This window comes from Streptomyces sp. a15 (genome assembly GCF_059026085.1).
The window spans coordinates 17,752-43,158 of record NZ_JBWLKM010000022.1 but is presented as its reverse complement, the minus strand read 5'-3'; the positions used below and the strand labels follow the sequence as shown (position 1 = coordinate 43,158).

32 protein-coding genes are annotated in these 25,407 nt (G+C 68.6%); 16 read left to right on the top strand and 16 right to left on the bottom strand.

Going from position 1 to position 25,407, the window contains the following annotated elements:
* Positions 1–53: 53 nt before the first annotated feature.
* The 3 genes from AC5P09_RS23145 to AC5P09_RS23135 form a co-directional block, all read right to left on the bottom strand.
* Positions 54–1,118 carry a hypothetical protein gene (locus AC5P09_RS23145; protein ID WP_493875700.1) on the bottom strand — a complete coding sequence of 355 codons (1,065 nt, stop codon included), beginning with the start codon at positions 1,116–1,118 and terminating at the stop codon, positions 54–56.
* A gap of 1,235 nt (positions 1,119–2,353) precedes the next feature.
* Positions 2,354–2,680, bottom strand: a complete 327-nt coding sequence (locus tag AC5P09_RS23140) for a helix-turn-helix domain-containing protein (RefSeq protein ID WP_302000680.1) — start codon at positions 2,678–2,680, stop codon at positions 2,354–2,356.
* Entirely contained in the window at positions 2,677–3,705 is a 1,029-nt protein-coding gene (locus AC5P09_RS23135; RefSeq protein WP_493875777.1) for a tyrosine-type recombinase/integrase, read from the bottom strand. Before AC5P09_RS23135 ends, AC5P09_RS23140 begins: the two co-directional genes overlap by 4 nt.
* Before the next feature lie 231 nt (positions 3,706–3,936).
* Here AC5P09_RS23135 and AC5P09_RS23130 point away from each other — a divergent pair, with 231 nt between their 5' ends.
* The 5 genes from AC5P09_RS23130 to AC5P09_RS23110 all read left to right on the top strand — a co-directional run bounded on the left by AC5P09_RS23130 (position 3,937) and on the right by AC5P09_RS23110 (position 8,108).
* Complete coding sequence (locus tag AC5P09_RS23130; RefSeq protein WP_493875699.1) at positions 3,937–4,158, top strand: NUDIX hydrolase; 222 nt, start codon at positions 3,937–3,939, stop codon at positions 4,156–4,158.
* 33 nt (positions 4,159–4,191) lie between these two features.
* Positions 4,192–4,956, top strand: a complete 765-nt coding sequence (locus AC5P09_RS23125; protein WP_493875698.1) for a 3-deoxy-manno-octulosonate cytidylyltransferase — start codon at positions 4,192–4,194, stop codon at positions 4,954–4,956.
* Positions 4,957–5,506: 550 nt separating this feature from the next.
* Positions 5,507–5,866 (top strand): hypothetical protein, encoded by a 360-nt coding sequence (locus tag AC5P09_RS23120; protein ID WP_493875697.1) that lies wholly within the window; start codon positions 5,507–5,509, stop codon positions 5,864–5,866.
* A 94-nt stretch (positions 5,867–5,960) separates the two neighbouring features.
* Complete coding sequence (locus AC5P09_RS23115) at positions 5,961–7,196, top strand: MAB_1171c family putative transporter (RefSeq protein ID WP_493875696.1); 1,236 nt, start codon at positions 5,961–5,963, stop codon at positions 7,194–7,196.
* A gap of 282 nt (positions 7,197–7,478) precedes the next feature.
* Positions 7,479–8,108, top strand: a complete 630-nt coding sequence (locus AC5P09_RS23110) for an HAD-IA family hydrolase (protein WP_096624707.1) — start codon at positions 7,479–7,481, stop codon at positions 8,106–8,108.
* 190 nt (positions 8,109–8,298) lie between these two features.
* Here AC5P09_RS23110 and AC5P09_RS23105 read toward each other — a convergent pair whose 3' ends face one another.
* Complete coding sequence (locus tag AC5P09_RS23105; protein WP_493875776.1) at positions 8,299–9,150, bottom strand: helix-turn-helix domain-containing protein; 852 nt, start codon at positions 9,148–9,150, stop codon at positions 8,299–8,301.
* A 585-nt stretch (positions 9,151–9,735) separates the two neighbouring features.
* Here AC5P09_RS23105 and AC5P09_RS23100 point away from each other — a divergent pair.
* The 9 genes from AC5P09_RS23100 (at position 9,736) to AC5P09_RS23060 (ending at position 16,807) form a co-directional block, all read left to right on the top strand.
* On the top strand, positions 9,736–10,062 hold the full coding sequence (locus AC5P09_RS23100) for a transcriptional regulator (protein ID WP_386413453.1): 327 nt from the start codon (positions 9,736–9,738) through the stop codon (positions 10,060–10,062).
* Position 10,063: 1 nt separating this feature from the next.
* On the top strand, positions 10,064–11,083 hold the full coding sequence (locus AC5P09_RS23095; RefSeq protein ID WP_493875695.1) for a hypothetical protein: 1,020 nt from the start codon (positions 10,064–10,066) through the stop codon (positions 11,081–11,083).
* Positions 11,083–11,787, top strand: a complete 705-nt coding sequence (locus AC5P09_RS23090) for an ATP-binding protein (RefSeq protein ID WP_468405254.1) — start codon at positions 11,083–11,085, stop codon at positions 11,785–11,787. The genes AC5P09_RS23095 and AC5P09_RS23090 overlap by 1 nt, the downstream gene beginning before the upstream one ends.
* Positions 11,788–11,904: 117 nt before the next feature.
* A complete protein-coding gene (locus tag AC5P09_RS23085) occupies positions 11,905–12,471 on the top strand; it encodes a WhiB family transcriptional regulator (protein ID WP_468405256.1) in 567 nt (188 codons plus the stop codon).
* Positions 12,468–13,535 (top strand): DUF2637 domain-containing protein, encoded by a 1,068-nt coding sequence (locus tag AC5P09_RS23080; RefSeq protein WP_468405258.1) that lies wholly within the window; start codon positions 12,468–12,470, stop codon positions 13,533–13,535. The genes AC5P09_RS23085 and AC5P09_RS23080 overlap by 4 nt, the downstream gene beginning before the upstream one ends.
* A 102-nt stretch (positions 13,536–13,637) precedes the next feature.
* The gene (locus tag AC5P09_RS23075) at positions 13,638–13,862 is read left to right on the top strand and encodes a hypothetical protein (protein ID WP_003972986.1); all 225 of its coding nucleotides are present in this window, start codon (positions 13,638–13,640) and stop codon (positions 13,860–13,862) included.
* Entirely contained in the window at positions 13,859–14,524 is a 666-nt protein-coding gene (locus tag AC5P09_RS23070) for a MobC family plasmid mobilization relaxosome protein (RefSeq protein ID WP_493875694.1), read from the top strand. Before AC5P09_RS23075 ends, AC5P09_RS23070 begins: the two co-directional genes overlap by 4 nt.
* Positions 14,524–16,296, top strand: coding sequence for a relaxase/mobilization nuclease domain-containing protein (locus tag AC5P09_RS23065; protein ID WP_493875693.1), 1,773 nt, complete (start codon positions 14,524–14,526; stop codon positions 16,294–16,296). The genes AC5P09_RS23070 and AC5P09_RS23065 overlap by 1 nt, the downstream gene beginning before the upstream one ends.
* 106 nt (positions 16,297–16,402) lie before the next feature.
* A complete protein-coding gene (locus AC5P09_RS23060; protein WP_493875692.1) occupies positions 16,403–16,807 on the top strand; it encodes a hypothetical protein in 405 nt (134 codons plus the stop codon).
* 71 nt (positions 16,808–16,878) lie between these two features.
* Here AC5P09_RS23060 and AC5P09_RS23055 read toward each other — a convergent pair whose 3' ends face one another.
* The 7 genes from AC5P09_RS23055 to AC5P09_RS23025 all read right to left on the bottom strand — a co-directional run bounded on the left by AC5P09_RS23055 (position 16,879) and on the right by AC5P09_RS23025 (position 19,065).
* Positions 16,879–17,112 (bottom strand): hypothetical protein, encoded by a 234-nt coding sequence (locus tag AC5P09_RS23055; protein ID WP_056704973.1) that lies wholly within the window; start codon positions 17,110–17,112, stop codon positions 16,879–16,881.
* Positions 17,113–17,143: 31 nt separating this feature from the next.
* Complete coding sequence (locus AC5P09_RS23050) at positions 17,144–17,380, bottom strand: MarR family transcriptional regulator (protein ID WP_493875691.1); 237 nt, start codon at positions 17,378–17,380, stop codon at positions 17,144–17,146.
* A gap of 102 nt (positions 17,381–17,482) precedes the next feature.
* Positions 17,483–17,812, bottom strand: coding sequence for an esterase (locus AC5P09_RS23045; RefSeq protein ID WP_376482673.1), 330 nt, complete (start codon positions 17,810–17,812; stop codon positions 17,483–17,485).
* 88 nt (positions 17,813–17,900) lie between these two features.
* Positions 17,901–18,113, bottom strand: coding sequence for a hypothetical protein (locus AC5P09_RS23040; RefSeq protein ID WP_093761009.1), 213 nt, complete (start codon positions 18,111–18,113; stop codon positions 17,901–17,903).
* A gap of 137 nt (positions 18,114–18,250) precedes the next feature.
* A complete protein-coding gene (locus AC5P09_RS23035) occupies positions 18,251–18,592 on the bottom strand; it encodes a MarR family transcriptional regulator (protein ID WP_386310427.1) in 342 nt (113 codons plus the stop codon).
* 125 nt (positions 18,593–18,717) lie between these two features.
* Positions 18,718–18,825, bottom strand: coding sequence for a DUF317 domain-containing protein (locus tag AC5P09_RS23030; RefSeq protein ID WP_493875690.1), 108 nt, complete (start codon positions 18,823–18,825; stop codon positions 18,718–18,720).
* Between the two features lie 27 nt (positions 18,826–18,852).
* Positions 18,853–19,065 (bottom strand): hypothetical protein, encoded by a 213-nt coding sequence (locus tag AC5P09_RS23025; protein ID WP_493875689.1) that lies wholly within the window; start codon positions 19,063–19,065, stop codon positions 18,853–18,855.
* Between the two features lie 218 nt (positions 19,066–19,283).
* Between AC5P09_RS23025 and AC5P09_RS23020 the strand changes: the two genes are divergently transcribed.
* Positions 19,284–19,547 carry a hypothetical protein gene (locus AC5P09_RS23020; RefSeq protein WP_386310428.1) on the top strand — a complete coding sequence of 88 codons (264 nt, stop codon included), beginning with the start codon at positions 19,284–19,286 and terminating at the stop codon, positions 19,545–19,547.
* 4 nt (positions 19,548–19,551) lie between these two features.
* Here the strand turns inward: AC5P09_RS23020 and AC5P09_RS23015 are convergent, their stop codons facing one another.
* Positions 19,552–20,040 carry a hypothetical protein gene (locus AC5P09_RS23015; RefSeq protein ID WP_468405266.1) on the bottom strand — a complete coding sequence of 163 codons (489 nt, stop codon included), beginning with the start codon at positions 20,038–20,040 and terminating at the stop codon, positions 19,552–19,554.
* Positions 20,041–20,839: 799 nt separating this feature from the next.
* Here AC5P09_RS23015 and AC5P09_RS23010 point away from each other — a divergent pair.
* Complete coding sequence (locus AC5P09_RS23010) at positions 20,840–20,983, top strand: hypothetical protein (protein ID WP_493875688.1); 144 nt, start codon at positions 20,840–20,842, stop codon at positions 20,981–20,983.
* Positions 20,984–21,045: 62 nt separating this feature from the next.
* Here AC5P09_RS23010 and AC5P09_RS23005 read toward each other — a convergent pair whose 3' ends face one another.
* The 4 genes from AC5P09_RS23005 to AC5P09_RS22990 all read right to left on the bottom strand — a co-directional run bounded on the left by AC5P09_RS23005 (position 21,046) and on the right by AC5P09_RS22990 (position 24,721).
* Positions 21,046–21,747 carry a methyltransferase gene (locus AC5P09_RS23005; RefSeq protein ID WP_099965359.1) on the bottom strand — a complete coding sequence of 234 codons (702 nt, stop codon included), beginning with the start codon at positions 21,745–21,747 and terminating at the stop codon, positions 21,046–21,048.
* Between the two features lie 81 nt (positions 21,748–21,828).
* Positions 21,829–23,301 carry an AMP-binding protein gene (locus AC5P09_RS23000; RefSeq protein ID WP_493875687.1) on the bottom strand — a complete coding sequence of 491 codons (1,473 nt, stop codon included), beginning with the start codon at positions 23,299–23,301 and terminating at the stop codon, positions 21,829–21,831.
* Positions 23,301–24,455 (bottom strand): acyl-CoA dehydrogenase family protein, encoded by a 1,155-nt coding sequence (locus AC5P09_RS22995; protein WP_099965361.1) that lies wholly within the window; start codon positions 24,453–24,455, stop codon positions 23,301–23,303. Before AC5P09_RS22995 ends, AC5P09_RS23000 begins: the two co-directional genes overlap by 1 nt.
* On the bottom strand, positions 24,452–24,721 hold the full coding sequence (locus AC5P09_RS22990; RefSeq protein WP_249954491.1) for an acyl carrier protein: 270 nt from the start codon (positions 24,719–24,721) through the stop codon (positions 24,452–24,454). The genes AC5P09_RS22995 and AC5P09_RS22990 overlap by 4 nt, the downstream gene beginning before the upstream one ends.
* Between the last annotated feature and the right edge of the window lie 686 nt (positions 24,722–25,407).

Genomic DNA, 25,407 nt, shown 5'->3' with positions numbered 1-25,407 from the left:
GATGCCGGTAGACGTACTTCTCCGGGGCTTCGCCCAGGTGTCTGATGCCTGGGCTATTCCCGGAGTGCGAGGTACTCGGTCCAGTTCTGTTGGGCGAATTTGGCCCACTGGAAGGTCGTGGCGGCCGAGAGCCCGAAGAGGTCGCTGACCACGATCGGCGGCAGATCGGTGATGGCGTTGATCATTGCCGTGTTGCGTGCCGCGCGGGTAGGGAGATCGTGGTTCCGCAGCCGTTTGATGATGTGGCTGGCGCTCAGGGGTCGACCTGCGTGTCGACCAGGGAGAAGGTAGTCGGACCCGGAAGACGCGCGGGGCTTGAGCATCGAGCTGGCCTGCGGGCTGGCTATGTGGGCCTTCATGAGCAGGGCCAGCGTCGGAGGCAGCAGCACGGGGTGGCGATCGATGGTGAGGAAGGCGCCCGCGTCGTTCTGGTGGAACTGGGAGGCAGTGAGCTCCTTGATGCGCACGATGGGGAGTGCGTAAAGGCGGATCAGGGCTCCCACGATACGGAGTTCTCGGGGCAGAGCCTCGTCAGTGAGGCATCTCCGCAGCTGTTTCTCGTGCTCGTCGTCCGTCTGGAAGTTCGCAGGGAATCCCTTACGCGCGAGCTGTGTCTCGAGCGGCCGGGTCAGTTTTCGCTTCGTGAGCCATCGGACGAAGGAGTTGACGGCATTCCGTCGGGTGGGGTTCTGCGTAAGCCACAGATCCAGGTCTTCCTGGCGCACGTCCGAGAGGGTGAGCTGCTGCTGGTCGAGCCAGTTCAGCAAGAGGATGGCGGCTCGGATGTTGCCACGGTCGGCGGTCGCGGCGCCGGGGGTGTAGCGCCCGCGCTCCGCTCGGGGACGTGCGTCCCTGATGACGTGCCATTCCGCGAAGGGGCTGATGATCCGGGACTGGTGTGGGGGCAGGGCTTCGAGGGTGGCTCTCGCCCAGAGCTCGAGCCGGGCGAAGGTCTCGTGGCGTTCGGGGAGGGCTCCAGTCGTGACGAGGTGGTGCCGGACGTTGCGTGTGACCGTGCTCTGAGACAACCGGTCGAGGAGCCCATGACTGATCTCGGTGTGCTCCGTGGTGAGTTCGTCGAGGAGTCCAGCCGCGGCGCTGGTCCGCAGCCAGTTCATGACCGACCAGGGCTTCTCCGCTTGGGTGAGCGCGTCGGCAAGGGGCTGGAACGGTGGGGCGATCGTGCCATCGGGTCCTGCGAGAAGTTGGGTGACTCGGTCGGTGATGGCACAACGAGTGCATCGGCCGTCGGCGTAGATGTCGCCGGGGTAGTCACATTGTCCGCAGGTCCTGTGCAGGTCAGGGCGTCCGCTGCAGGGGCCACAGAGGTCCCCGCCCTCCGAGTTGCGTCCTGCGGCTATGCGGGTCTTGCCGCATTCGACGCAGGTTCGGGGGTTGCGTCGGCGGTGGTGGTAGCAGGTGCTGCAGAGCACGCCGACCGGGTAGGTCGCGGTCACAGGCTTGGATTTGCCGCAGTCAGCGCAAGTTCGAGGAGTCCGTGGCTGGCAGCTGTGACAGAGGAAGGTGCCGCCTCTGCGAACAGCCCCTCGGCTTCGATGGCCGCATGCCTCACAGACCGCGGTGCAGCAGCGCGAGCACGGCTCGCAGATGTCAGGGCTCGAGTCCGTGGCGCGGATCTTGATGATGGTGTTCTGTCCGCAGAGGCCGCATGGGCGCGTCGGCCGTTCGTAGCAGCGGGGGCAGATCGGGCCGGCGTCTGTGATGGTGCTGGCGCGGGCGACGGTGCCGCAGTGGACGCAGGCGCGTTTGGGTCGAGGGCTGCAGGAGGAACAGAGGTTCGTGTCGTCCGGGCGCCGGCTGGTGGGGCGAAGTCGCTGGCAGCGGTCGCACTGACGGTGGTTGGCAGGGTCCTTCTGGAAGCAGGAGCGGCAGACCGGGCCGTCTGCCGTACGGCTGTGGATGCGAGTTTGACGTTCGCATCGGGTGCACTGCTGAAGGCGGTCACGTTCGACGCACCAGTTGCAGAGGCGACCGACGGGCGAGTTACGAGGCAACGGGTCGTCGGTTCGTCCGCAGCGTGCGCAGGCGAGCCTGGTGACGGCGTAGCCTGCCGCGGCCAGTTCCAGCAGGAGCCTGGGAAGAGCTGTCGGGCTGTGGGATATCGGTACGGTAAGCCCGTCGGGGTGTTCGGCCAAGTGGGCGGCCAGAGCCCGGGCGGGCCGGGGCTCCCAGGCGCTGGCTGTCTCCAGGATGCGCTGAGCCTCGCTGGAGGTGAGTTCTGATCCGGCAACGGCCTGAACGTGGCGTACCAAGTCGGCTCTGTAGCCGTCCAATTCGGCTCGGTTGCGGCGCACGCGAGTGTTGGCCCGGCTGGGCCGGCTCACTGGGGCGCTCACGTGCCGGGGCGGCGAACGACCGTCCGGCGCGGTTGCGTGGGCGGGGCGACGTCGGAGTCACCGCCAGCGGTCTTGCGGACCTGAACGTTGACGACTTCGGGCTTGATGAGGTCGTTGGGTGTGCAGTCGAGGATGTCGCAGAGAGCCACCAGGGTGTCCATACTCATGCGCTGCGGGGCCTGGGTGACCAGGCGGTAGACCTGCTCGCGCGAGAGCTGGATGCCGCGTTCGGCGAGCAGGGGAACCAGGTCGGTGGTCTGGAACATGCCGCGTTCGGCCATCAGCTGACGCAGCTGCCAGTGGTATCCCATCTTCTTGATCACGCGGTCACGTCCCAGACGTCGCCCAGTCGGTTCTTCAACGCCGCCTCCAGCAGGTTGTTGCGGTACTCGTTCGACACTCCCATATAGATCGCCGTCGTGGATGCGTGAGAGTGCCCGACCTGCTCTTGGACGAATCGTGCTGGATATCCGAACTCGGTGAGATGGGTGATGTAACTGTGGCGAAGGCAGTGCAGGTCCAGATCGGGATCCAGCCCGGCCGCCTCGCGTGCGGCGGTGAAGGCGGAGTTGATCGAGCGAGGCGACAGGCGCCCCGCGCGCTCGGTGACCCACAGCGCCGGGTGGCGTCCAGGGACCAGGAGCGGGCGTATCTCGGCCTGCCAGTGCTTCAGGACCTCGACCACCCAGTCCATCTCCGGGACGGTCAGGACCATCCGCCGCTTCGGAGGAGCACCCTTCGAAGACTTGCCGAAGCGCACCATCATCGAACCGAAGTTCCCGAAGTCCGGCGCTTGCCTGTTACGCCGCAGGTCAACGAGGTCCAGACGCGATGCCTCGGTTCGTCGGATGCCGAAGGCGTAGACGGTCTTGATAACGGCCGCGTCTCTCATCGCTGTCAGAGCGCCCTTGCGTCCCTGTCCGCGGATCTTGGAAGGGAGTGCGTCAGCGGCATCGAACAGGGCCTGGACCTCGTCGTAGGTCAGCGGTCGGCGCCGAGGGTCTCCCTCGTACTCGACCGTGTGCATCACCGAGTTGCCTTCGTGGAAGACCTCTTGAGGCACCTCGCCGAACCGCTCTTCGCAGACCTTGAGCCAGTCGTAGCGACTGTCCCTCAGGTACTCGACGAAGAGGCTGATGATGACTTCGTAGCCGCGGGCGGTCGACATCTGGATCGGCGTCTGGCCACTTCGCAAGTCTGCGATGAATGCCTCGCCCTCCGCTGGCGTCCACTGCCACGGGTAGAGCCCGGTGAACTCCTCGAACCGCTCGATCAGCCGCCGCCGCGGGTCGATCGTCGAACTCTTCAGGAAGCGAGCCGACTGCTGCCTCGCCCACCCGTCGAGCATGGCCTTGAACACCGCGGCTGCCGGGTCCAGATGGACCACGTTCCGGGCGAGGACAAGGGAGGCCGAACCCGGCGCTGTCGCACTCACGCGACTGTTGTATCAGATGCAACATTGTTGAATCAATACGTAGCGCCCCAGGTCAAGGTCATGCCGACTCAACCGCCCCCGTTCCATCGACGCGCTGGAGCAGCCAAAATGGCGCCCTCACCACTGGACGGAATGTTGTATCCAATGCAACTCATCCCGTTTCTCGACATCGACGTGCACGCGATCGACGCGAAGCCGTCGAAGAACGAGCCGGCCCACCATCACGTGGACTTCCGCTGGGCCTTCCAACTCGTGACCGATCAGGCGGTGACGCTGCAGGAGGAGGAGGTCGACGGCTACCAGTGGCGGCCGTTCGCGACCACTTCCTCACCCACCGTCCGCGCCAAGCTCGCCCAGCTCACCTGAAGCCTGCCCGAACCCGACCACCAGGAGGACGCCGTGGCCGCCACCACAGCCCGCCAGACCGACGCCCAACGGCGCCGGCACATCGCCGTCATACCGTGCCGCTGGGGTGCCTCCCGCTTCCCCGGCAAACCACTGGCCCTCCTCGGCGACAAGCCGCTGCTCTGGCACGTCCACCAGCGCTGCCTGGAAGCCAAACGCCTTGACGGGGCCATCGTCGCCACGGACGACGAGCGCATCGAAGCGGCGTGCCGCAAACTCGGCATCGACTGCATCCGCACCGGGGAGCACCTCACCGGCACCGACCGCGTCGCAGAGGTCGCCGAACGCCTCCCGGCCGACGGATACATCAACGTCCAGGGCGACGAGCCGTTCATCTCGCCGACCGCCATCAACGACGTCTCCGAGGCCCTGGAATTCACTCCGCCCGGCACCTTCGCCGTGAACGCCTACACCGAGCTGGTCGACGTCGGCGCCGTCCTGGACCACAACGTCGTCAAGGTCGTCGTCACGGCCCGCAGCGAGGCCCTCATGTTCTCGCGCCAGCCCATCCCGTACCCCAGGGGCGACCGGCCGAAGTACCTGCGCCAACTGGGCCTCTACGGCTTCACCGGCGAGGCTCTCCAGCACTTCCGGCGGCTCCAGCAGGGGCCCTTGGAGCGTGCCGAGGGAGTGGAGATGCTGCGCTTCGTCGAACACGGCCACGCCGTGCGGATGGTGCCCGTCCTGGACGACGGAGTGGCAGTAGACACTCCCGAGGATCTGGCGCGAGCCGAACGTCTCCTCCACCAGCACCACTGAGACACCCGAGCGAACGCAACCCTTCCTATTGGACGACTCGTTGCATTTATCGGCCGTCAACTAGGTTATTTAGGCGACGGGTTAGCGAAGGCCCTCGGGCTTTCTGGGCAACGGTGTTTGGCGAGAAATAGAGTGCCTCCTGCCGCTTTTGATCTTGCCTTGCCCTAGTGATCCGTCACACCCGGGTGACCTTTGCAACACGTTCTTCTCTCATGATCGCTTAATCCCCCTTGTACGCTTAGGCGCGGACAGTGCGTGCCGGTCCAGCACCGTGCGCATCGAAGACGGCTCCAGCCTGCCAGCGCCTCGCGTACGCGCGTTGAGGTATGGGGTCTGCAGTGAGAATGGAGCGACTATGCGTTGGCGTAGGGATCCTTCACGTCGCGCCCTTGTGAGGGAATGCGAGAGGAAGCTCGCTGATCTCCCTATACCAACCCCCTTCAGTGTCGAGACGCTGGTGAGCAATATGGAAAGCGCGCTGAGGCGTCAGATCCAGTTGGTCCCACTGGACGACCCCGACGGGGGCCTAGGGACTGCGTGCGGCCTTCGGGTGAAAACTCCCGAGGCAACCATCATTCTCTATCGTCGCCGCTCAAGCAGAAATCAAACAGAACACATAATCCTCCATGAGATCGCGCATGAGTGGATGGATCACGGCACCACTCTGACGGCCGTTGAAATCGAGCGCTACGTCCCTGAGCGCATCCGTCAAGAAGTGCTTCGGCGCTACCCATCAGCCCTCATCCAAGCGCGCGTCGATTTCGACAGCCACGAGGAGAAGCAAGCCGAGCTTTCAGCGTCATTGATCAAGCGCCTGGCACGTCGCCAGTCTGCTACCGGAGACGATGTGATCAGCCTGTTGGAGTATTCGTTGGCGCATCCGGTTGCCCCGCCGCGGCGTCGGCGGTAGCTCCACACGATCCGCAATCTCGCACTGACCAAGTCTGCACTCTGCAGGGCCCGTGAGCGGCGACAGGTGTGGCACCTATAGATCGACTGATTCCGTGTTCGACTCCTTCAAATACTTCACTGCTGCAGTCATGACGCTGATCTCCATCTGGCGTTTCCCGGCTGTCAGGTATGGCGATGCGCATCGTAGGGCGCTCTGGGGCGGATACGCCGGATTTGCAGTGGCACTGTGTCTATACACCCCAGCAGCAATGGACGCGGTCGATCGCATTCCGGTGGTCGATCTCAGCGCCCTGCTCCGGCACTTTGCCAGCACGGCGGCGATCATGGCGGCCCTGACCTATGTCGCCACCAGCTACGGCAAGACCGCTGAGGCGGTCGTGCCCAGGCACGTGGAGTTCTCGCGGTGGATCGCCCGAGCGTCGTACAAGGCCGGAGCCGTCGGCGTGGTGCTGCTCGCGATCCTCTTCTTTACCGTTGTCCAACGAGATCGGCCGAGCGAGGACTTCCTCGTTGACCATGCGGGAGAATGGGGCGTCGCGGTCTACATGACCGTGTTCTACTTCTTTCCGCTAGTCACCACCGCCGTATGCGGCTATCAGTGGACGAGGGCGGCCCGCCGAGCTGAGAGCACGAGCATGCGCATCGGGCTCGGTTTGATGGGTTTCGCGATGTGGATGGGGCTCGTTCACACGATAGCCAGAATTGCCATCTTGTGGAGTGCCGTAGTATTCCCGCTCAGTCAATCGACGGTGCGATTCCTGGTCGATGCCACTGCGATCTGGATGAATCTCCTTTTCGTTATCGTCGCAGCAGGGGCGAGCATTCCGACGACCCGCGCGGCTGCTGCGCGATGGAAGACGTTCCGAACCCTGAACTTGATCTATCCGCTCTGGTTCGATCTAGTCGAGGCTTTTCCCGGAACAAGCCTGTACCCGCCCAGCCGGCGGATCACGGAACTCTTGCAGTTCCGCGTCCCCATTGATGTTCGCTTGGACCGATGGACGCAGGATATCTCCGACGCCTGCGAGAAACTGCGCTACTACGTGCCATGCGACTTGATGTTTGCTGCGGAGGATAAGGCGTCGCCACACTCCGATCCCGAGCCTGCTGCGGAGGCATACTGGATAAAGGCTGGCCTTCTTGCCGCTAACGCGGAATCCGTCAGGCCGTCTTCGGCCACCCTGATGAGAGAAAAGCCGTTCGTGGACACCGAAAGTGAAGCTGCATGGTACGTGCGAGTCAGCACGGTCTACACGCAGATCACCGGTGACCAAGCGCGAGAAGTTCTTCTTGACTCCGAGAAGGTGGAATCGGAATCTCGGCGGTAGTTCTGGAGCACGGGGTGCGTCGGGTTGCCGTATCCGTGTTTTCGGCGTGTGCACCCTGTCACTCGGAGATGCGATCTTGTAAGGCTTGCGTGAGATTCGGCACCACCGGGCGTGCGGTCGCGACTGGTACCGTGGGCAAGGCGGAAAAAGAGGTTCTGCTCCGCCCTGTAAGTGCACTTCCTGGCCTGCGATGCGCAGCTTCTGCGACCGCCATGTACGCCGGGTCCGCGACGCTGTCCGGTCTGGATAGGCGTCCGAAATCTCAGCAATGGAGTTCCCCGCATGTCCAACCGCCGTACCGGCCTCATTCTTGATTTCGGAGGCGTTCTCACCACCCCCCTGCTGCCCGCTGTGTTGGCGTTCGAGCAGCGTGAAGGGCTTCCCCAGGGGGCCTGCCTCACTGCCCTGTACAAGGACCCGGAGGGCGTCCGGATCACCAGCGATCTGGAGCGCGGAGTGGTGTCCCAGCGCGAGTGGAACGAGTTCGCCGGCAGGATGCTGAATGTACCGGCGGACGGGCTGATGGGGAGGATCTTCGGCGACCTCCGTCCTGAGCCGCTGCTGATCGACGCTGCCGCCGCAGCCCGCCGGGCCGGGATCAAGGTCGGCATCCTGTCGAATTCCGTGGGCCTGGAGCCGTGGGACCTGTATGCCGGCTACGAGCTGGAGAAGCTGTACGACGTCGTCGTCATCAGCGAGCACCACATGATGCGCAAGCCCGACGCCCAGCTCTTCGAGACCACGCTGAAGCTGATGGGCCTGCCTGCCGAAGAGTGCGTCTTCGTCGATGACACCGAGGCGTACGTCCAGGCAGCGGAGCAGCTCGGCCTCGCGGGAGTGCACAACCAGGACCCGAAGCAGACGGTCGCAGCCCTGTCCGAGCTGTTCGACGTCGACCTGACCGCTTCGTAGATCGGCGTCGATTCCGTCCGTATGAAGGGACTACGGCTCGGCCTCCAGGGAGGCCGAGCCGTAGTCCCTTCGTGCATCCGGTCCGAGAAGTGGGCTGGCCCGGTCAGAGCCGAGGGGCGATAGGCGGTCAGGGGTCCTCGGTCGCGCCCGCAAGGCGGCGGTACCGCAACTGATCTCCACCCGCCCGCTACTAGCGGGGCTGCTCCTTGTCCTGAGCCTCGGACAGAGCGTGCCGCAGCTCTCCTACGAGCCTGTTGATGTCGGCCATCGATCTCCGGGAGAGGATCTCGCTGCCGCGTGCGGCCAGGCCGAGGATGTGTCCCTGGTGAATCGAGTCGATGAAGCGAACAGCCTCCAGGAACTCCTGGACCATGGGGCTTAGTTCGGCGTCGTCGCCGAACAGCCAGGCGGGGACCTGGAAGGCGTGCGCCAAGCCGGCGCGCACTTCATCCGATGCCGCGGTCTCGGTTCCGTCGCGAAGCTCGCCGATGCCCTCGGCGGTGACGGCTGCGGTCGACGCATGCTCGTTGACGAGTCGCGCGATCTCCGCGTCGGAGAGCGCCTCCTCGCCGGTGGAACCGTACTGCAGGAGAAAGTTGATCTTTTCTCCGATCGTGCGAGGTGCGGCCTCTTGATCGCCATGTGGGGCGGTGGTGCGAATGCCGAACGAGCGATCCTGCGCCGCGAGCAGCTCCTCCTCGGTCACCTTGTACGCCGCGGCCAGCGGCTTCACATAGCTGGCGTTGAGCCTGCGCCGCCCGGACTCGGCGTTGCTCACCGGTCCCCGGCTTGCCCCGATGATTTCAGTAGCCTCCGCCACGCTGAGGCCAGCGTCACAGCGTAGGAGCTGTAGGTCCGGCGGCCCGTCGTGGGGGAACAGTTCGTCGAGTGGTTCGTTGAGCGCCCTGGCGATCGCCGGCAGCTTCTCGCCCTTGGGAAAATCCTTCCCGGATTCCCATCGTGCGACGGTGGCACCGCTGACGCCCACCAGTTCGCCCAGCTGCTTCTGGTGCATGTCCCTGCGTCGGCGGACAGCACGCACGCGGCTGCCGTCGAACTGACGAGGGGGCACTGGGACTCCTGGTGCGAGGTGGCGATGGGCTCGGTGTCGGGGTCAACTGTAAGCCAGGGTTGATGCATTTTCGAAACTGACGTACGTTTCCGTATCGCACCTGTTGATCAGGCCCGATTCTACGGTGCCGAGCCCTGGGGGACCTCTGTGCATATTCGTATGCCATAACCGCTCGCGCGACAAGCGCTTGCAGCGCTTGTCGGGCGGCACGGATCCACGTCGGCATCACCCTCCTGAGAGCGGCCGACACGGAGTAAGGCGACCGCAAACGATCTTCCGGACAACGGGATGGACTTGCCCGCGGGGTCTACGTATGTTCGTCGTCCCACGCCGGGCAGCGCCCCGGAAAGGGGTCGATGACCAGCGAAAAGGAGGCGGGGCGGATGCCGGCAAACGACCCGTGATCTGACCCCGAAACTGAAACCGGCGCCGAGGAGCTACCAACTCCCAAGCGCCGGGCTGGCACCCCGAGGGCGCCAATTACACATCACGCGGGCGGCAGGGCTTCTTGCACGAGACCGCCGCACCGCGCTCCTTCGAACAACGGAGTATCGCATGCTCGCCACGCCGAGCGGAAGCCCGGCCTGCGCGGACGACGGCCGTCCGCGCCGCCTCGCCGCACAGCTCGCCGACATGATCCCGGGGGCGGCCACGATCCGGGTCAGCCTCACAGACCCGACACAGACGTGGCCTCATCTGCACGCCGTCGTCAAGGACGAGGCCGGAAGGACCCTGGAGCTGGGCCGCCCGACCGCCAGGGGCGCGGCACGCTGGATCCTGCGGGTCTGGCCGGAGGTGGACTGGATGCGCCCCCACACCTTCTGCCTCGCCGACGCCACCCTGACCCGCAGCGACCTGGTCGCCGCTGAGCGGGGCCGCTGAGATGGCCCGGATCCGAACCGTCAAGCCGGAGGCGTTCACGTCCGAGTCGCTCGCCGAAGTGACCGTGGCGGCCGAGCGGACCTTCTTCGGCCTGCTCACCCAGGCCGACGACCATGGCCGCCACCGGGACAACGCCGCGATCATCGCGGGGCTTCTCTGGCCCCTGCGCGCCGAGCACACCTCGGTCCACGTCGAAGACGACCTCCACCAGCTCGCGAACGCCGGACTGATCTGCCGATACACCGGATGCGACGGCCGCCTCTACCTCCACATCGTGACCTGGTCCGAGCATCAGAAGATCGACAAGCCGAGCCAGTCGCGCCTGCCCTCGTGCCCGCAGCACCAGGCTGCCGACCGGTGCGCCCCCTGCAAGGGCTCCTGCTCCCGGAGGGGGAACGGCTCGCCCACCACTTCCCGAGGACTCGCTGAGACCTCGGCGAGGGCACCCCGAGCCCTCGATCTGCCCGCCGCACCCTCCTCGACCGTGTCGGAACAGGCAGACGGGCCAAGCGCCGACCGGCAGGACGCCGCCGATGGAGCCAGCAGCGCACCCGGGCGGACCGGAGTTAAAAGTGCATGTCAGAGGGTTGCCTCTGGCGGCTCCCCGAACCTTCCCCGAAGCCTCCCCGAAGGCTCGGCGCCTGGATCTAGGATCTTGGATCCTGGATCTCTTGTCCCTACGGGGCGCACAGCGCCCGCAGCCGGCATCTCCGCCAAGGACCTCGTCGGGGAGTACGTCGCCGGGTGCGACCAGCGTCCCCCGAGCGACGTGATCGGGCACCTCGGCCGGATCATCAAGAAGCTCCTGGACGAGGGCATCACACCGGCGCACATCCGAGCCGGGCTGGCGAACTTCACGGCCAACCCCAAGCACCCGAGCGTGCTGACCAGCATGGTCAACGAGGCGATGAACGCTCGCCCCAGCGGTTTGGCGCGGCCGGGAATCCGGCCTAACGTGCCCGCCCACCAGGCGTGGACCAACCCGGCCAACGCTTCCGCCGCCTACGCCGAGGAGCTGTGATGCACACCCCTCACCGCGAACCCCAGCTCCTCGGCAACGAAGCCACACTGGAGCGCATGGCCCGGATCCTGGCCGCCCGCAACATCGACCCGGCCGACGCCGCGCTGCCGGACGACGCCGAGCCCTTCTCACCGCTGGACGCTCTCCTCGCCGGGATGCCCCCGCGCTATCAAGCGGCTGTCGCCGACCACCCCACGGTCCTGGAGTGGGTCCGGAAGGTCACCGACGCGGCCGTCGCCCCCAGCCGAGGAGCCCGACGACAGGTCACCACCGGCCCTAGCTTGCTGATGGCCGGGGTCGTCGGCGCGGGCAAGACACACCAGGCGTACGGCGCGGTCCGAGCGCTGGTGCAGAGCGGGGTCGGCGCGCGCTGGCGGGCGACCACCGCCGCCGACCTCTACGCCGATCTCCGCCCCCGGCCCGGGGCGGACAGTGAGCGGGAGCTGGCGGCCGTCAGCCGGTGCCCGCTGCTGATCATCGACGACCTCGGCGCAGCCAAGGCGAGCGAGTGGGTCGAGGAGATCACGTACCGGCTGATCAACCGGCGGTACAACTACGAACTCCCCACGCTGATCACGACCAACCTGGCGATCAAGGACCTGCGTTCCTACCTCGGGGACCGAGTCGCCAGCAGGCTCGCGCAGATGACCACCCGAGTCGAGTTCGAGGCCGTCGACCGCAGACGCCACAGCGCCGCCGCCTGACCCTCCACGGGCCACCCCGCCGGACCGCGCCCTCGCAGCGCCGTCCCCCGGGCACCTACCGCCAGCGCACCTCTCCGCCGACGCCCCTGCGCGCGGAGAGCGATCGGAGCACCCCGCATGACCAGCACGATGAACGGCCCCGCCCAGCACCGTCAGCTCGGCGACCAGACCTGGCAGGCCGACGCCGTCTGCCAGAGCACCGAGTACAACCCGGTGGACCCCGAAGTCTTCTTCCCCGAACCCGACGAGACCGCCAAGATCGCCACGGCCAAGGCCCTGTGCGGCCAGTGCCCGGTCCGCCGCACCTGCCTGGACGCCGCTCTCGAAGGGGGTGACACCGACGGGATCCGTGGCGGCCTGACGGAAGAGGAGCGCGGGCCGCTGCACGACAAGCTCGCCAGCCGCCTCGACTACAGCCGCGTCAATGCCACCATCGCCGGACGCGACGTGCACCTCACCCATACGGAGCGCCGCGCGGTCGAGTACGCGGCCTACCGCCACGGGGTGAGCGAGCAGCGCCTGGCCTGGCTTCTGAAGGTCACCGAGGAGCACGCCAAGAAGCGGTACCGCGAGATCCGCCGGGCCGAGCGCAACCGAACCCTGAACCAGCCCACCACGAACACCACGCCCCCCGAAGCCAGCGGCGAGCGCCTGATCCGCGACGACTTCGGGACGGCGGCATGAACATCGCAAGCGCGTCGAAGACGGCGCACATATCCGGGTGGGACCGCGCGGCTGTCGTGGCGCTCGGGGGCGCGGGGTGCGCGCTGTCGTACGACGCCCTGCAGCAGATGGCCGTGGCCATCCACATCCGAGGCTTCCTTACCTACCTGTTCCCCCTGGTGATCGACGGGTTCATCGCCTACGGCATCCGAGCCCTCCTGGTCCTGCGCAACGCACCACTGCGCGCCCGGCTCTACGTCTGGACGCTCTTCGGCACGGCCACCGCCGCCAGCATCTGGGCCAACGCACTCCACGCGGTGCGGATCAACCAGGACGCGGTCGCCGGCACCGGTCTCCGGCTCGGGGACGCGGTGGTCGCGGTGCTCTCCACCATCGCCCCGCTCGCACTGGCCGGAGCGGTCCACCTCTACATCCTCATTGCCCGGGGCCCGGTCGAGGACTCTGGTCGGCAGAACCTCGGTCAGCCCGGTCACCTCGGTGAGACCGACCGCAGCGACGCTATCGAGGTCACCCGGACCGACCGAGCCGGTCAGCAGCGGTCAGCGGCCGGTCAGGTCAAGTCCGGTCAGGCGGTCACCGCTCTGACCGACCGGCTGCCGCTGTCCCCGGCCGACGAGGACACCGCCGCCCGGTCAGTGACCGGAGACTCGACCCCGGCGACCAGCGGCCAGTCGGTCACCGACCACCACAACCGCAGCCACGGTGCCCCTGACCTGCCGGGACAGGCGGACAAGGGCCGGAGGGTCACTGACCGCCCCAGCAGTACGGCCCCGGTCGGTGATGACCAGGACAGCCCGGCGGCGGTCAGTGCCCGGCCGGTCACCTCGCCGCCGGTCACTGACCGGGCCGCTCGGTCGACTGGTGACCGGCGTCCTGACCCGGACACCGAGGAGCTGCTGGCGATCGCCCGGTCGGCGGTCAGGGCCGAGGACAAACTGACCCGCAAGGTGGTCGCCCAGGCGATCCGAGGTCAGCAGATCCCGCTGTCCAGCGACACCCTGACCGCGCTGATGGCTCAGCTGCGCGAGCAGCACCGCCAGCCGGTCACTTCCTCCCGGCCCTGACCGAACCTCCACGGGGTGGGTGACCGAACCGGTCAACCCGGCCGGTCACCCACTCCGCATGTCACCGACACACCCCGCCACAGCAGAAGCGGAGAGCACCCGATGCGCACTCACCCGGCCACGCCCGCCGAAGTCGACTCCTGGCTGACCGTCCTGCACCAGCACGGACACCTCCACCGCGCCCAGTCCGGCCCCGACACCACCTGGATCGTGCAACGCGAGCAGCATGACCGGCCCTGGACCCTGCACCACCCCGTCCTGGCCATGGACTGGATCGAGGAACTCGTCCGCGAAATCCAGCAGCAGGACCCGGAGACGAGCCGGTGAACACCAACGACCCGGTGGCCACCTCCGCTGGACAGCAGCGTGACCCCACCACGACTCCTGGCGGAGCAAGCTATCGCGTACGACGGTCCTACGGCCCGACGTACGCACTTGCCCCCGCCCAGGAGGGCGGGGGAAGCCCGGCTGGTCCCCGAGCGAGGGCGCACGGGGACCAGCCGGGCAACCGGCACCAGGGGGCGCCGGTCACCGGGGGAGAAGCCGACCGCGACGACCACCGCGAGCAGCCGCGCCCGAGCACGCCCGCCTACGCCGACCGCAAACCGCGCCGCCGCACCCGCAACCCCAGCGAGCGCACCCGCAAGACGACCACCCGCCTCTCCGACACCGAGAAGACCGAGATCGCCGAGGCCGCCACCAAGCGCGGCGTCACCGTCGCCCGCTTCCTCGCCGTCTCCGGCCTGAGCGCCGCCCGCGGATGCGCCGCCGTGCACAGCAACGACCAGCTCGACACCGCCATCGACGAACTCGCCGCTCTGCGCACCGCGCTGGCCCGCATCGGCAACAACATCAACCAGATCGCCTTCGTCCTCAACAGCGGTGGCCAGCCGCGCGCCGGTGAACTCGAACACGCGCTGGGCGCGCTGACCGGACTTCTCGCCCGCGTCGATGACGCGGCGAACGACCTGGTGACCCGGCGGCTGTGATGGTTCCCGACATCGGACGCGGCTCCCGTACCCACGGCCTCCTCGTCTACCTGTACGGCCCCGGACGGCGCGAGGAGCACACCGACGCACACCTCGTCGGCTCCTGGGACGGCTTCGCTCCCGACCCCGGCCGTGACACCGGCCTCGACCCCGACCCGAAGGTCACCCTCGCCCGGCTGACCGCCGCCCTGGATTTGCGGGTCAAGCAGGCCGGCGACCGCGCACCCGCCAAGCACGTCTGGCACTGCTCGGTCCGCACCGCCCCCGGGGACCGGCGGCTGGACGACGAGGAGTGGAACGCCGTCGCCCAGCGCATCGTCCACGCCACCGGCATCGCCCCGGATGGAGACCCCGACGGCTGCCGGTGGATCGCCGTCCGCCACGCGGAAGACCACATCCACATCGTCGCCACCCTCGTACGCGGCGACCTGCGCAACCCGCGCCTGAACTACGACTTCAACAAGGCCCAGGCCGAGTGCCGTCGCATAGAGAAGGAGATGGGCCTGCGGCGCCTGAACGCGGGCGACGGAACCGCAGCGAAGAACCCCAGCAGCGCCGAGAAGTTCAAGGCCGAGCGCACCGGCCGCCCGGAGACCTCGCGGGAGACGCTCCGCGAGGCCGTTCGTCGAGCCGTGGCGGGAGCGGATTCGGAAGAGGAGTTCTTCACGCGGCTCCGAGAAGCGGGGGTACGGGTGAAGCTGCGGCACGCACCGTCCGGTGACGCGCTCGGATACAACGTGGCCCTGCCCGGCGACCGCAACCGCGACGGAGACCCGGTCTGGTACCCCGGCTCCAAACTGGCCCCCGACCTCTCCCTTCCGAAGATCCGACTACGCCTCACCGACGGGGCCGCCGAGCCGAGCGCGCCCGCGGTCGGCGCTGACCGGACGAACTGGTCACCGCCCGCTCGTCAACGACGCAACGCCACCCTCATCGCAGAGCGCTCGGCCACGCTCCTGGAACGCGACGAGGACGGCGAGGCCGCCCCCCAGCTCGTCGGCGTCGGAGAACTCCTCGACGCAGTGGCCCAGACCTCACCGGCCACCACCCGCACCGAGCTGGCCGCCGCAGCTCGCGCCTTCGAGCGGGCGACCCGCAGTCATGTCCGCGCCGAACGCGCCGACACCCGGGCCCTCCGCTCGGCCGCCCGAGGCATTGTCCAGGCCGGCGGGGCGCTCGGCCGAGGCGAGGACGGCGGCACCACCGCCATGCTCGTCTCCACCCTCGTCCTCGTCACCCTCGCCGCCGCCCGCTGGCACTCCGCCCGCGGACACGCCCAGCAGGCCCACGCCTCCCGACAAGCCGCCGCGCACCTGCGCACCGCCTACCGCCAGGCCGCCGCCACCCCGATGCGCATGCTGCACGACCAAGGCCGCGCCCTTCCTGACGCCCAGCGCCTCATGCACGAGGCCACCCTTCGCGCCGTCCTGCCCGAGAAGGTCGTACGGGCAGGAGGCACGGAAGCGAGGACCGACGCCTTGGTCGCCACCCTCGCCCAGGCAGAGCGGGCAGGCCATGACTCCGAAGCCCTCCTGCGCCAGGCCATCGACATGCGCGAACTCGACAGCGCCGACGACGTGAACGACGTCCTGGTCTGGCGCCTGCGGCGCATCGCCCAGCTCCCGGCACACCCGGGTGACGGTGCCCGTCGTCCGCAGGCCGCCACCCGCCAGGCCACCACGCCGAGCGGCCGCACCAGTGAACGAAACGCGACGGCAGCCGTACCGCTCGGGACTGCTCAAGACCCCAATCGCCGCTCGCCACGTCGCTGACCACGTCGAACCGGACGTAGACCACCGTCCGAGCGGACGCCGCGAAATGTATGGACAGCCGGTTCCACCGGCTGTTACGAATGAAGACAGGACCGACAACCGGGAGATGACGCTCGTGCTCAGAACCACCACCCGCATCACGGAGCCGGCACCCGTCCTGCCCGTCGTCCCCACTGGTACCGACCCCCTGCTGCAGCTCCAGGCCGAGACTCGGTCGGCCGACGGCCCCGGGACAATTCGCTGCGTCGGCCACTCACGCGAACTCGCTTCCGGGGGCATCCCCGTGATGTGCTCCGCCTGCTGTGCCCGACGCGACTGGCTGCTCATCAACCACGGGCGCAACGTCTGGGTCCGCTGCCGGTGCGGCAACCAGTGGCTCGAGCCCGAGATCAGTCGCGCCGACTTCGATGCCCTGGTCGGCGGCCCGCACGGGACGACCTACCCGAGTGTCGAGGCGGGCTTGACCGCGCTCGGGTTCGACGGCGTATTCGCCGGCATCTACCTGGAGTAGGCGAGCACCAGACGGAACGCCGAAGGGCGCCACCGGCATGTCGGTGGCGCCCCTTGGCGTGCAGGTGAGGTTCAGCCGCGTGCGCTGTCCTTCGCCAGCCCACCCCGGAAGTCGCACCCCGGGCACTCGTCTTCACCCTGGACGTGTCCCTCGTACCAGCCGTGGACCGCCGCATGCAGGATGGCCTCCTCCACGGTGGCCTCGCCGCTACGGACTGACTCGATGGCTCCGCCGACGATCAACCCGAGTACGGCGTTGTCGGTCGAGGGGAACGGGGGCGAGGGCATCTGCGAGTCGGGTGTCATTCCCGCAGCCTACGGGCGAGCACCCGCTCGGTCAGTCGGTCGAGGTGGTCTCCTGTCGGGGGGAGCTGTGCAGGTCGCTGCGAAATCCCCGGCCGACCGGCCTCCAGTTCTGGAACGTGGACGGCTTCCAGCGGGGACGGTCCGGAACGCTGTCGTCGTCGGGCGAGGGCAGGCTGCCCCGGCTCTTGCGGCTGCGGGTCGCGCCGACGCTGATACCCAGGTGAGCGGCGACCTCCGGGTATCCCCAGAGCCACTGGTCGTCGGCCATAGTGTTCTCCTTCGTCAGGTCGAGCGTACGCAACGAACGGGTGGACGCACGACGAGGCCGCCCCTGCCTGAGCGGCATGGGGCGGCCTTCGGCGGTCCTCGGTCAGACTCCGGAGAGCCGGTTGGAGAGGTCGAGTGCGTCGGTCGCGAATGAGAGGGCGGCGCACAGGCCGGTCACCTCGTACAGGGTCGGACGGACCAGGCGCGGCCAGTCGTCCGGGGCGGCGGGCCAGGAACCGAGGAACACCTCGGCCGTGGTCAGCCCCAGGTACGCCGTGACGTCCCAGCCGCTGCGCGAGGCGGGCTCCCAGCGCAGCCGGATGCGCCCGAGGGGAAGTTGGGGGGTTTCGGCAGCGAGCCAGGTGATGTCGAGGGGGCCGTCGGGGCGGGCGGAGATGCGCTGGAGAAGCGCGCTGTGCACGCCGAACGGCATGGGGAGCACGGCGACATCGTGCAGCGCGAGACGAGGCGCGGGTCGCGAGAGGGACGAGATGGAAGCCTCCGTGGTGGTAGGGAAGCGATCAAGCCCAGGTGAGGGCATCGCGCGCCCCTACCGGGAGGTAGTCCTCCTGACCGTCATCGGCGATGTACGCCTTGCCGTCGCGGACGACGACCTCGGCCCCCACGAAGTGGGCGAAGGGAAAGTCCGGGTTGACGGCGAGACGGACCGGCAGGTTGGGGTCGAGTTCCAGGAGCTGGCGAAGCAGGTGGCCGACGGTCAGATACTGGGGCACGGAAACCTCCGAGAGCGGTATGGGCGGACGGGGCAGGACTGGCGGGGACATCGTCAGGGGGCGTCGAGGCGGAGCAGGTCGCGTAGGGCCTTCGGGCCCTTGGTGTGGTCTGCGAGATGCTGCCGACAGTGGAGCCACTAGGTCAGCCGGTAGCGAGGTGGGAGGGGAACCGCGCCTTCCTCCGAGACGACCAGGCCGTCGGCGTGCAGACGCTGCAGTGAGCTGGCTACCCGTTCCTGGTTCAGCACCGTGGCGGCGCTGATCTTGGAGAGGGGCGCGTCGGGGTTGCCGGACAGGTAGGCGACGACACGGGTGTCGCGGCGGCGGAGGTGGTCCTGGAAGATCCCGGCGGTGTACAGCAGCAGCACCCCGCAGCAGACCTGGGGGATGCCGCGCGAGGCCATGCCGGAACCCGTGATGGCGTCGTAGGCCGCGAACACGGCGGTGCCGGAGCCGACGACGTGGTTCGCGATTCTCACGAGGTCATCGGAGTAGATGGTCATTTCAATGCCTCTCGGTCAGGAAGAACAGGAGCGGTCGGTCCGCCGGGACGGGCGCGGTGAACGGGACGGGCCGTCGTCGGCCCGCCCCCGTAGTTCGGCGGTCAGCGCGAGGAGTGAGTGACGAGGGCGGCGAGGAATCCGGCGACGGCCTCGGAGGGGGTGTGGATGCCGAACTCCTGCACCCACACCTCGCCGTCGGCGGGCAGCACCTGGACGCGCCAGACGATCTCGCGCGCCTAGGCGGAGGGGTCTTCGGGGAGCCAGCCGACGTAGACGCCGCCGTCCGGGCTGGTCGCGTGGACGTTGGCCTCCGGGGTCTCGGCGATCGTCCAGCCGAGAGCGTTCAGGAGGTCGAGCACCGGAGCGGCGCAGTGGTCGGAGGAGAGCCAGTGGCGGTCTTCCACGGCGGGGCGGACGACGGCGGGCAGGAGGGTGGCAGAGGCGTTCACGGTTGGACGATCCATTCGTTGACCTGCGGGTTTCCCGACACCCGTACGTTGGCATGCAGCATGCCGAAGTGCGTAGTCGTTTCCCCGGGGATGCCGTCTGCCGTGGGCGAACTGGAGACCACAGCCGAGCGGTCGGCTGGCCGGGAATGGATCTGCGACCGCGGTTGTCGTACCTGGGTTGCGGTGAGGGACCGCACGTCGGTGAAGGGGAGCAGGGGATGGCCGAGGCGAGCAGACACTGGGACGGCGCCGGACTGGAACGCAAGATCCGCGCCGCCGGACGGGCCTGGACCGTGGGCGACATCGCGATGGTCGCCGACGGCCAGTGGGGAGTCGGCGCACAGCCCGACCGGTGGCCGGACGAGGAGACGGTGGAGCGCCGGGTCGCCGAAGGCCGGCGCGTGGAGCTGACGGTGGAGGAGCTAGCCCGCGCGGTGGGCCCCCGGGCCGAAGAGGGCCCCCGCGACGAGAATCGGAGCTAAGCCTTCAACGTCGGGGCCCCGTTGTGGGCGCTGACGGACCTACGACCGCCGCCGGAGAGGACGGTTCGGGCACGGCCCCCGGGGCGTGCCGCGTCTGCCCGGAGCGGGCGACAGCGGCCTGAGCCAGCCGAACCGCCGATGCCGCAACCTCGGGTCCGGCGGCCTCCCGAGCCTCCACCACGCGCCGGATCGCCTGGAGGTACGCACGGCTCTCCGCGTGGGCGACGCGGAGCTTGACCGCCGTTTCGGTGATCCGGTCGAGTTCGTAGAAGTCAGGCACGTACCCATGCCGCGACAGGGCGTGAAGGCGGTCCTGGTGAACGGTTACCGCGCTGTCCGTGATGGCCAGGGCCGCGCGGGTGTGCATGGCGCAGCGCAGGAGCGGGTCCTCGCTGGGGCGGCGGACCCCTAGGACCTCAAGAGCTTCGATGGGCTGGCCCCAGGTGTTCTCGATCATGGCCGTGGCCTGGTCGAGCATGGTGGTGGTGGGCATGGTGGAACTCCTGTTGGGCGGGGACGGTCGCGAGTGGAGTGCGGCCTGGGGTGGGAGTCAGCGTCCGCGCCGGGGCGTCGGCGAGCTGGCCGGCAGCCGGGCAGAGGTCGCGGGCGCGGGGTGTCCCGTCCGTTTCTGCGCCGCCCCCGTGGAGCGGCTCTGCGCGGCCATCACCCGGAGGTCGGCTGCTGTGCGTGGTGCCCGCGCGGCACGGTGTACGGCCTGGGTCACCGCGGTGCGGCGTACGTCCAGCGGAGTCGGAGCGCGCGAAACCTGAGCCTCGGCGATCGGCGTGGCCGAAGCGACAGGGGTCATCGACCCGGCCGCGGTCGTGGACCGGGGTGAACCCGCGGCGGGTCACCGCCCGGGACAACCCGGCGGTCAGCCCGGTGTTGTCCGCGATCAGGCGCAGCACCGCCGACCCGGTGTGCGACCCCGTGCCCATCGACGTCGACCGTCAGATCTTTCGACCACGCGCTGTCGTGCACCTGAAAAGTGCTCCTCGTCCTGGGTGTCCTGCAGTCTCAGCAGACCGCATTACCCCAGCTCAGGGGCACTTTTCCTTGTTCCGGCACGCCACCTTCAAGATCACGGCGAATGGCGGAGGCAGGCACGGTCGTCCGGATGGGGGATCCGTCGAGTTCCGCTGCCGGCGGCCGAGGCGAGCCGGTGGGCTCGGGTCGCCCGGCGCCGCCGGCCCAGGACCCGTCGAGGCACCGTCGGGCGACGTCCGCGATCCGCGGATCGGCACCGGTGGCCGCGGCAGCGTTGAGCTCGTGGGCCCGAGGACCTCCGCGGCATGGCGACGGACCAGGCGCGAAGGGGAGATCATCGCGGCGAACTCCGTGTCGGCCAGCGCTCACCGACCGTCGTCGTCAGGCCGACCGCGGACCCGACGGCGGCCGACCGCGACGTCCCCGCCGCGCAGCTCCTCTCCGCGTGATCGCGCGCCGCGACCAGCACGATGGTCGCCGCCCCGCCGGCGCAGGTCGAGCACCGAGCACCCTAGGCGGGAGAGGTCTCCCGGATCTCCAGGAGGTAGTGCGGGTGACTTCCTTCATCGTCGGTGGCCAGGAGTTCCAGGCTCAGGCCGAGGCCCGCTGCCTTCTCCTTGATGAACTCGAGATCCCCGTTACCGCAGAACCCGATCAGGAGCCGACCTCCGGGTCGGAGATGGTTCCGGCCCAGTTCGAGGTACCGCAGGTGACTGGCGTAGCCGGGATCGAAGATGGCTCTCTCGTGGTGCGAGATGGCCGCATCCTCGTCGAGGATCTCCCCGGAATCCGGAAGGGCGCCGTTCGAGTTCCAGAAGATGAGATCGAACTGCGAGTCCGAGACCCCGTCGAACACATCGCTGTAGACGAACGTCGTCGCGTCCTCGACGCCGTGCCGACGAGCGTTCATCTGCGACGCGGCCAGTGCGTTGGGATTGATGTCGACGCCCGTGGCCTCCTGGCAGAGACCGTTCTTGACGGCGAGCACCGACAGCGCGCCGGCGCCGCAGCCGACCTCCAGGAAGGAGTGGACCGGCGGAAGAGCGCTCAGCTGCCGCCGGAAGAACTCGCTCGATCGGACCAGGTGCATGGGATACACGCTGGGGAGCACGGTCCAGCCGAGGCCACCGAACTCGACCTCGGTCTCCTGGGTCACCTCCCACGAGCTGACGCCGAGCGCATCGTCGGGTACCGACTCGGCCGATGTGTTCATTGGAATCTCCTAGCGAGGTCGGAGCTACGGGTTGCAGCGAGCCGGGGACCTGGGAGCGGCCGCGATGCCTGGGGATCCGGTTCAGACCGCGAGCTCGGTGGCACGGTCCCGGTAGTAGCGGCGGTCGATCTTGCCGTTGGCGTTGAGCCGCGGCTCGTCGACGACGACCAGGTGCTTCGGACACATGTAGGGCGGCAGCACCTCCTCGATCAGGAGGAGCGGATCCCTGGCCGCCGGCGCCGGCGACACGAACGCGACGATCGTGTTCCTCCGCTGGACCGCGACCGCGGTGGCCACTCCGAGCAGGGCACGGATCGCCTGTTCCAGCTCGGCCGGCTCCACCCTGAAGCCGCCGACCTGCAGCTGATCGTCGCGTCGGCCGATGTAGGTGAGACCGTCGACGCCCGACCGGACCACGTCGCCGGTCCGGTACCAGCGACCGCCCGGCGCGTCCGTCTCCGTGAACGCTCCGTCGTCCTGGCCGGGGTCCACGTAGCCGCCGAACATCTGAGGTCCTCGCAGCAGGAGCTCACCGGCCTCAGCCGGACGGCCGTCGGCGTCGACGACAGCGATCTTGACGCCCTCGAAGGGGTGTCCGATGGGAACGGTGGGGCCGTCCAGCGGTGGGTCGGAGCGGAACTCGAACGCGGTGCAGAACATCGTCACCTCGGTCGGACCGTAGTTGTTGACGACGGCGGAGCCGGGTGCGGCCCGCGACCAGGCGGTGGCCGCGTCGACCGTCAGGGCCTCACCGCAGAACATGCTGATCCGCAGGCCGGGCAGGCAACCCGGGACCAGCGACCCGGCATCCCTCGCCAGGCCGATGGCCGACGGCACCGACGTCCACACGGTGATCCCGTAGCGGGCCGCGAACCGCGCCGGATCCCCCATGGCGAACACGGAGGCCGGCACGATCGCGCATCCCTGCGACCAGGCCAGGAACAGCGACGCCAGAGCGAGGTCGAAGGTCAGGTCGCAGGTCAGAGCCGACCGGTCCGGGGGACCCATCGGATAGCGGGCGACAGCGGCGTCGAGGAACGCGTCGACGTTGGCGTGGGAGATCGGCACGCCCTTCGGGCTCCCCGACGAACCGGACGTGAAGAGCACGTACGCGATCTCGGAAAATCGCCGGCCGAGTCCGGCGTCGCTGACCGGCACCGGGGCGTTGGGATCCGCCCACAGCACCGGAACCGGATGGGCGGCGAGGATCGCAGCGACCAGCTCCTGGTCGGCGGTCACATCGGCGATGAGCACGCCCACCCCGGTCACGGCCATCGCGCCCGCACTGCGCACGGCCGGGAACGCCGGATTGACCGGCACGAACGCGGCATCGGCGTACAACGCCGCGAGCACGCCGATGCAGCCGGTCGCGCTGCGTCCTGCGAGCACGGCGACCGCAGCGGGACGGCTGCCGTCTCGGGAGCGCAGCCCTGCGGCCCAGTGCCGGGCGAGCGCGTCGACCTCGGCGAACGTCCACGAACGATGCGGTTCCACGATGGCGGGTTCGTCCCGGTGGTCGGCCAGCACAGCCAGGAACCGGTCCTCCAACCGCATCAGAACGACTTCCCCACGAGCATGAGCTGCCCGTTGTTGCCGTTGATCCGATCGTTGTTGACCATGAGAGCAGCGCCGTACGCATCGCGCAGGATCCGGGCCACGCTGTAGGGGCCGTCGCAGCGGTAGCCGGCGATGCCGCAGATCGACATGGCCGCTGCCGCGATCTCCACCACCAGCGTCGAGGCGGAGACCTTGAGGCTGTTGAACTCGACCACCGTCGACATGCGCGAGAGCTCGTGGGGGACGGCGGCGAGTTCCTTGAAGCGGCCGACCCCGGCGCCCACGAGTGCCCGCATCTGGTGCAGCCGAGCTGTCGCCTCGGCGAGCCGCACCGTGCCGAGCGGCACCACCTCCGGCTTCTTCCGGGCGGACGCCTGGACGAACAGCCGGGCCCTCTCGACGGCTTCCTCGGCCAGCCCCAGCCACGCCGCCGCCCAGAGGACGTGGGACACCGGCAACATCGTCTGGGCGCTGATGACGGCGTACGGGGTGGTCATGACGGCGTCCCCGTCGCCTTCGGCCAGCAGCGCGTAGCCGTGGCTGCACGTGCCGCGCATGCCGAGCACGTCCCAGACGACGTTCTGCTCCAGGGTGACGCCGTCCCGGTCGCAGAGGACCAGGACCTGGTCCTGCGGATCGCTGGCCGCGTCCCGCCGGGCGGTCACCAGGATGATGTCGGCGTGTCCACCGTACGAGATCACGGACGCCTGCTTCGCCAGCCGGAAGCGGGTGCCGACCCGCTCGACGAAGCAGGAACTCGTGCGCACGTCACCCCCGACGCTCGCCTCCGTCGTGGCCGACGCGACCAGCAGTTCCTCGGCGGCGATGCGCCGCAGAGCACGCTGGACCGCCTCGTCCTCAGAGTGCCGGACCAAGGACGCGATCTGGCTCTGGTGCATCGCGAAGATCAGGCCGGTGGATCCGCACTTCCGGGCGAGCGCAGTGGTCGTCCGCGCCACCGTGCCGATGCCCTGGTCGCCGCCGCCGAACCCGGCCGGGACACCCATGGACAGCAGGCGACCGCTCCGCAGCGCCTCCACCGCCTCGACCGGGAACCGCGACTCACGGTCGACCTGCTCCGCGTGCGCCGCGGCGACGTCCGCGACCGCGGTGACGGCCTCGGAGGTCGCCTGCGCCGCGACGGTGTTCATGACGCGATGTCCAGATCCGGGCGCAGGGCCGCGACGGCAGCGGCGATGGAGGCGGGGGTCTCGAAGGTCTCGGGAACCAGGAACCCGTCCGGGAGGTCCACCTGGAACTCTCGCTCCATCCGCATCGCCAGCCGGACCATGCCCAAGGAGTCCAGACCCAACCTCGAAAGAGGTTCGTGCTGACCGATGACCATGTCGTCCCCGATATTCGGCAGGTGCGCGCGGAGCAGTCGATCCAGGATTGATGCGATAGATTCGTTGGACAAGGACTACATCCCTCCCATGGCCGCAGGACGCCGTCACCGATACTCGTCGAGGTGGCTGGCCGAAGAGCCACCAGCGGCTAATCGCGCAGATTCCCTGCCTTCCGGGCTGCAGGCTACAGCATTACGGGTCTTCGGGAAATGGGGTGCACGCAGGCCCGGGCCAGCCCGGCGCGAGGGAACCGGGTCGGCGTGATGAGGCGCGCCACCAGTGACCGATGATGCAGGTTCGCACGCCGCGATCGACGCCGGCGGGAAGCCTCGTCGACGGGTCCACCCTCGATCTGTCGCACCGAGTCCGCTGTGATCCTGCCGTGCATCTATTGGCCTTCGCGGCCGTTCCGCTGATTGTGGGTGTTCGGAACCGACCAGCTCGGCGCGGTCCTGGTCGACGCAGGCGGTGACGTGCCGTCGGTGGGCCCACCAGGACACGTCGACCCGCGGTGGGACGCAGCATCGGCGCGTCCGCGGCGCCCGGTCAAGTCCTGCCGGTCGCGCCGGCGGCCCGGACCGAGCTCCTGACCGGCGAGGGCGACGACGTGGAGGGCTCCGTCACCCCGGCCGTCCGTGCCGCCCGATCCGGCGCCCAGCACCAGCTCACCGGTGGTCGCGACCGCGATCCGGCGGAGCCTTCGGCCTCCTCGGCGCACCGGCGAACACGCACCGGGATCCGCCGTCGATCTCCGCTC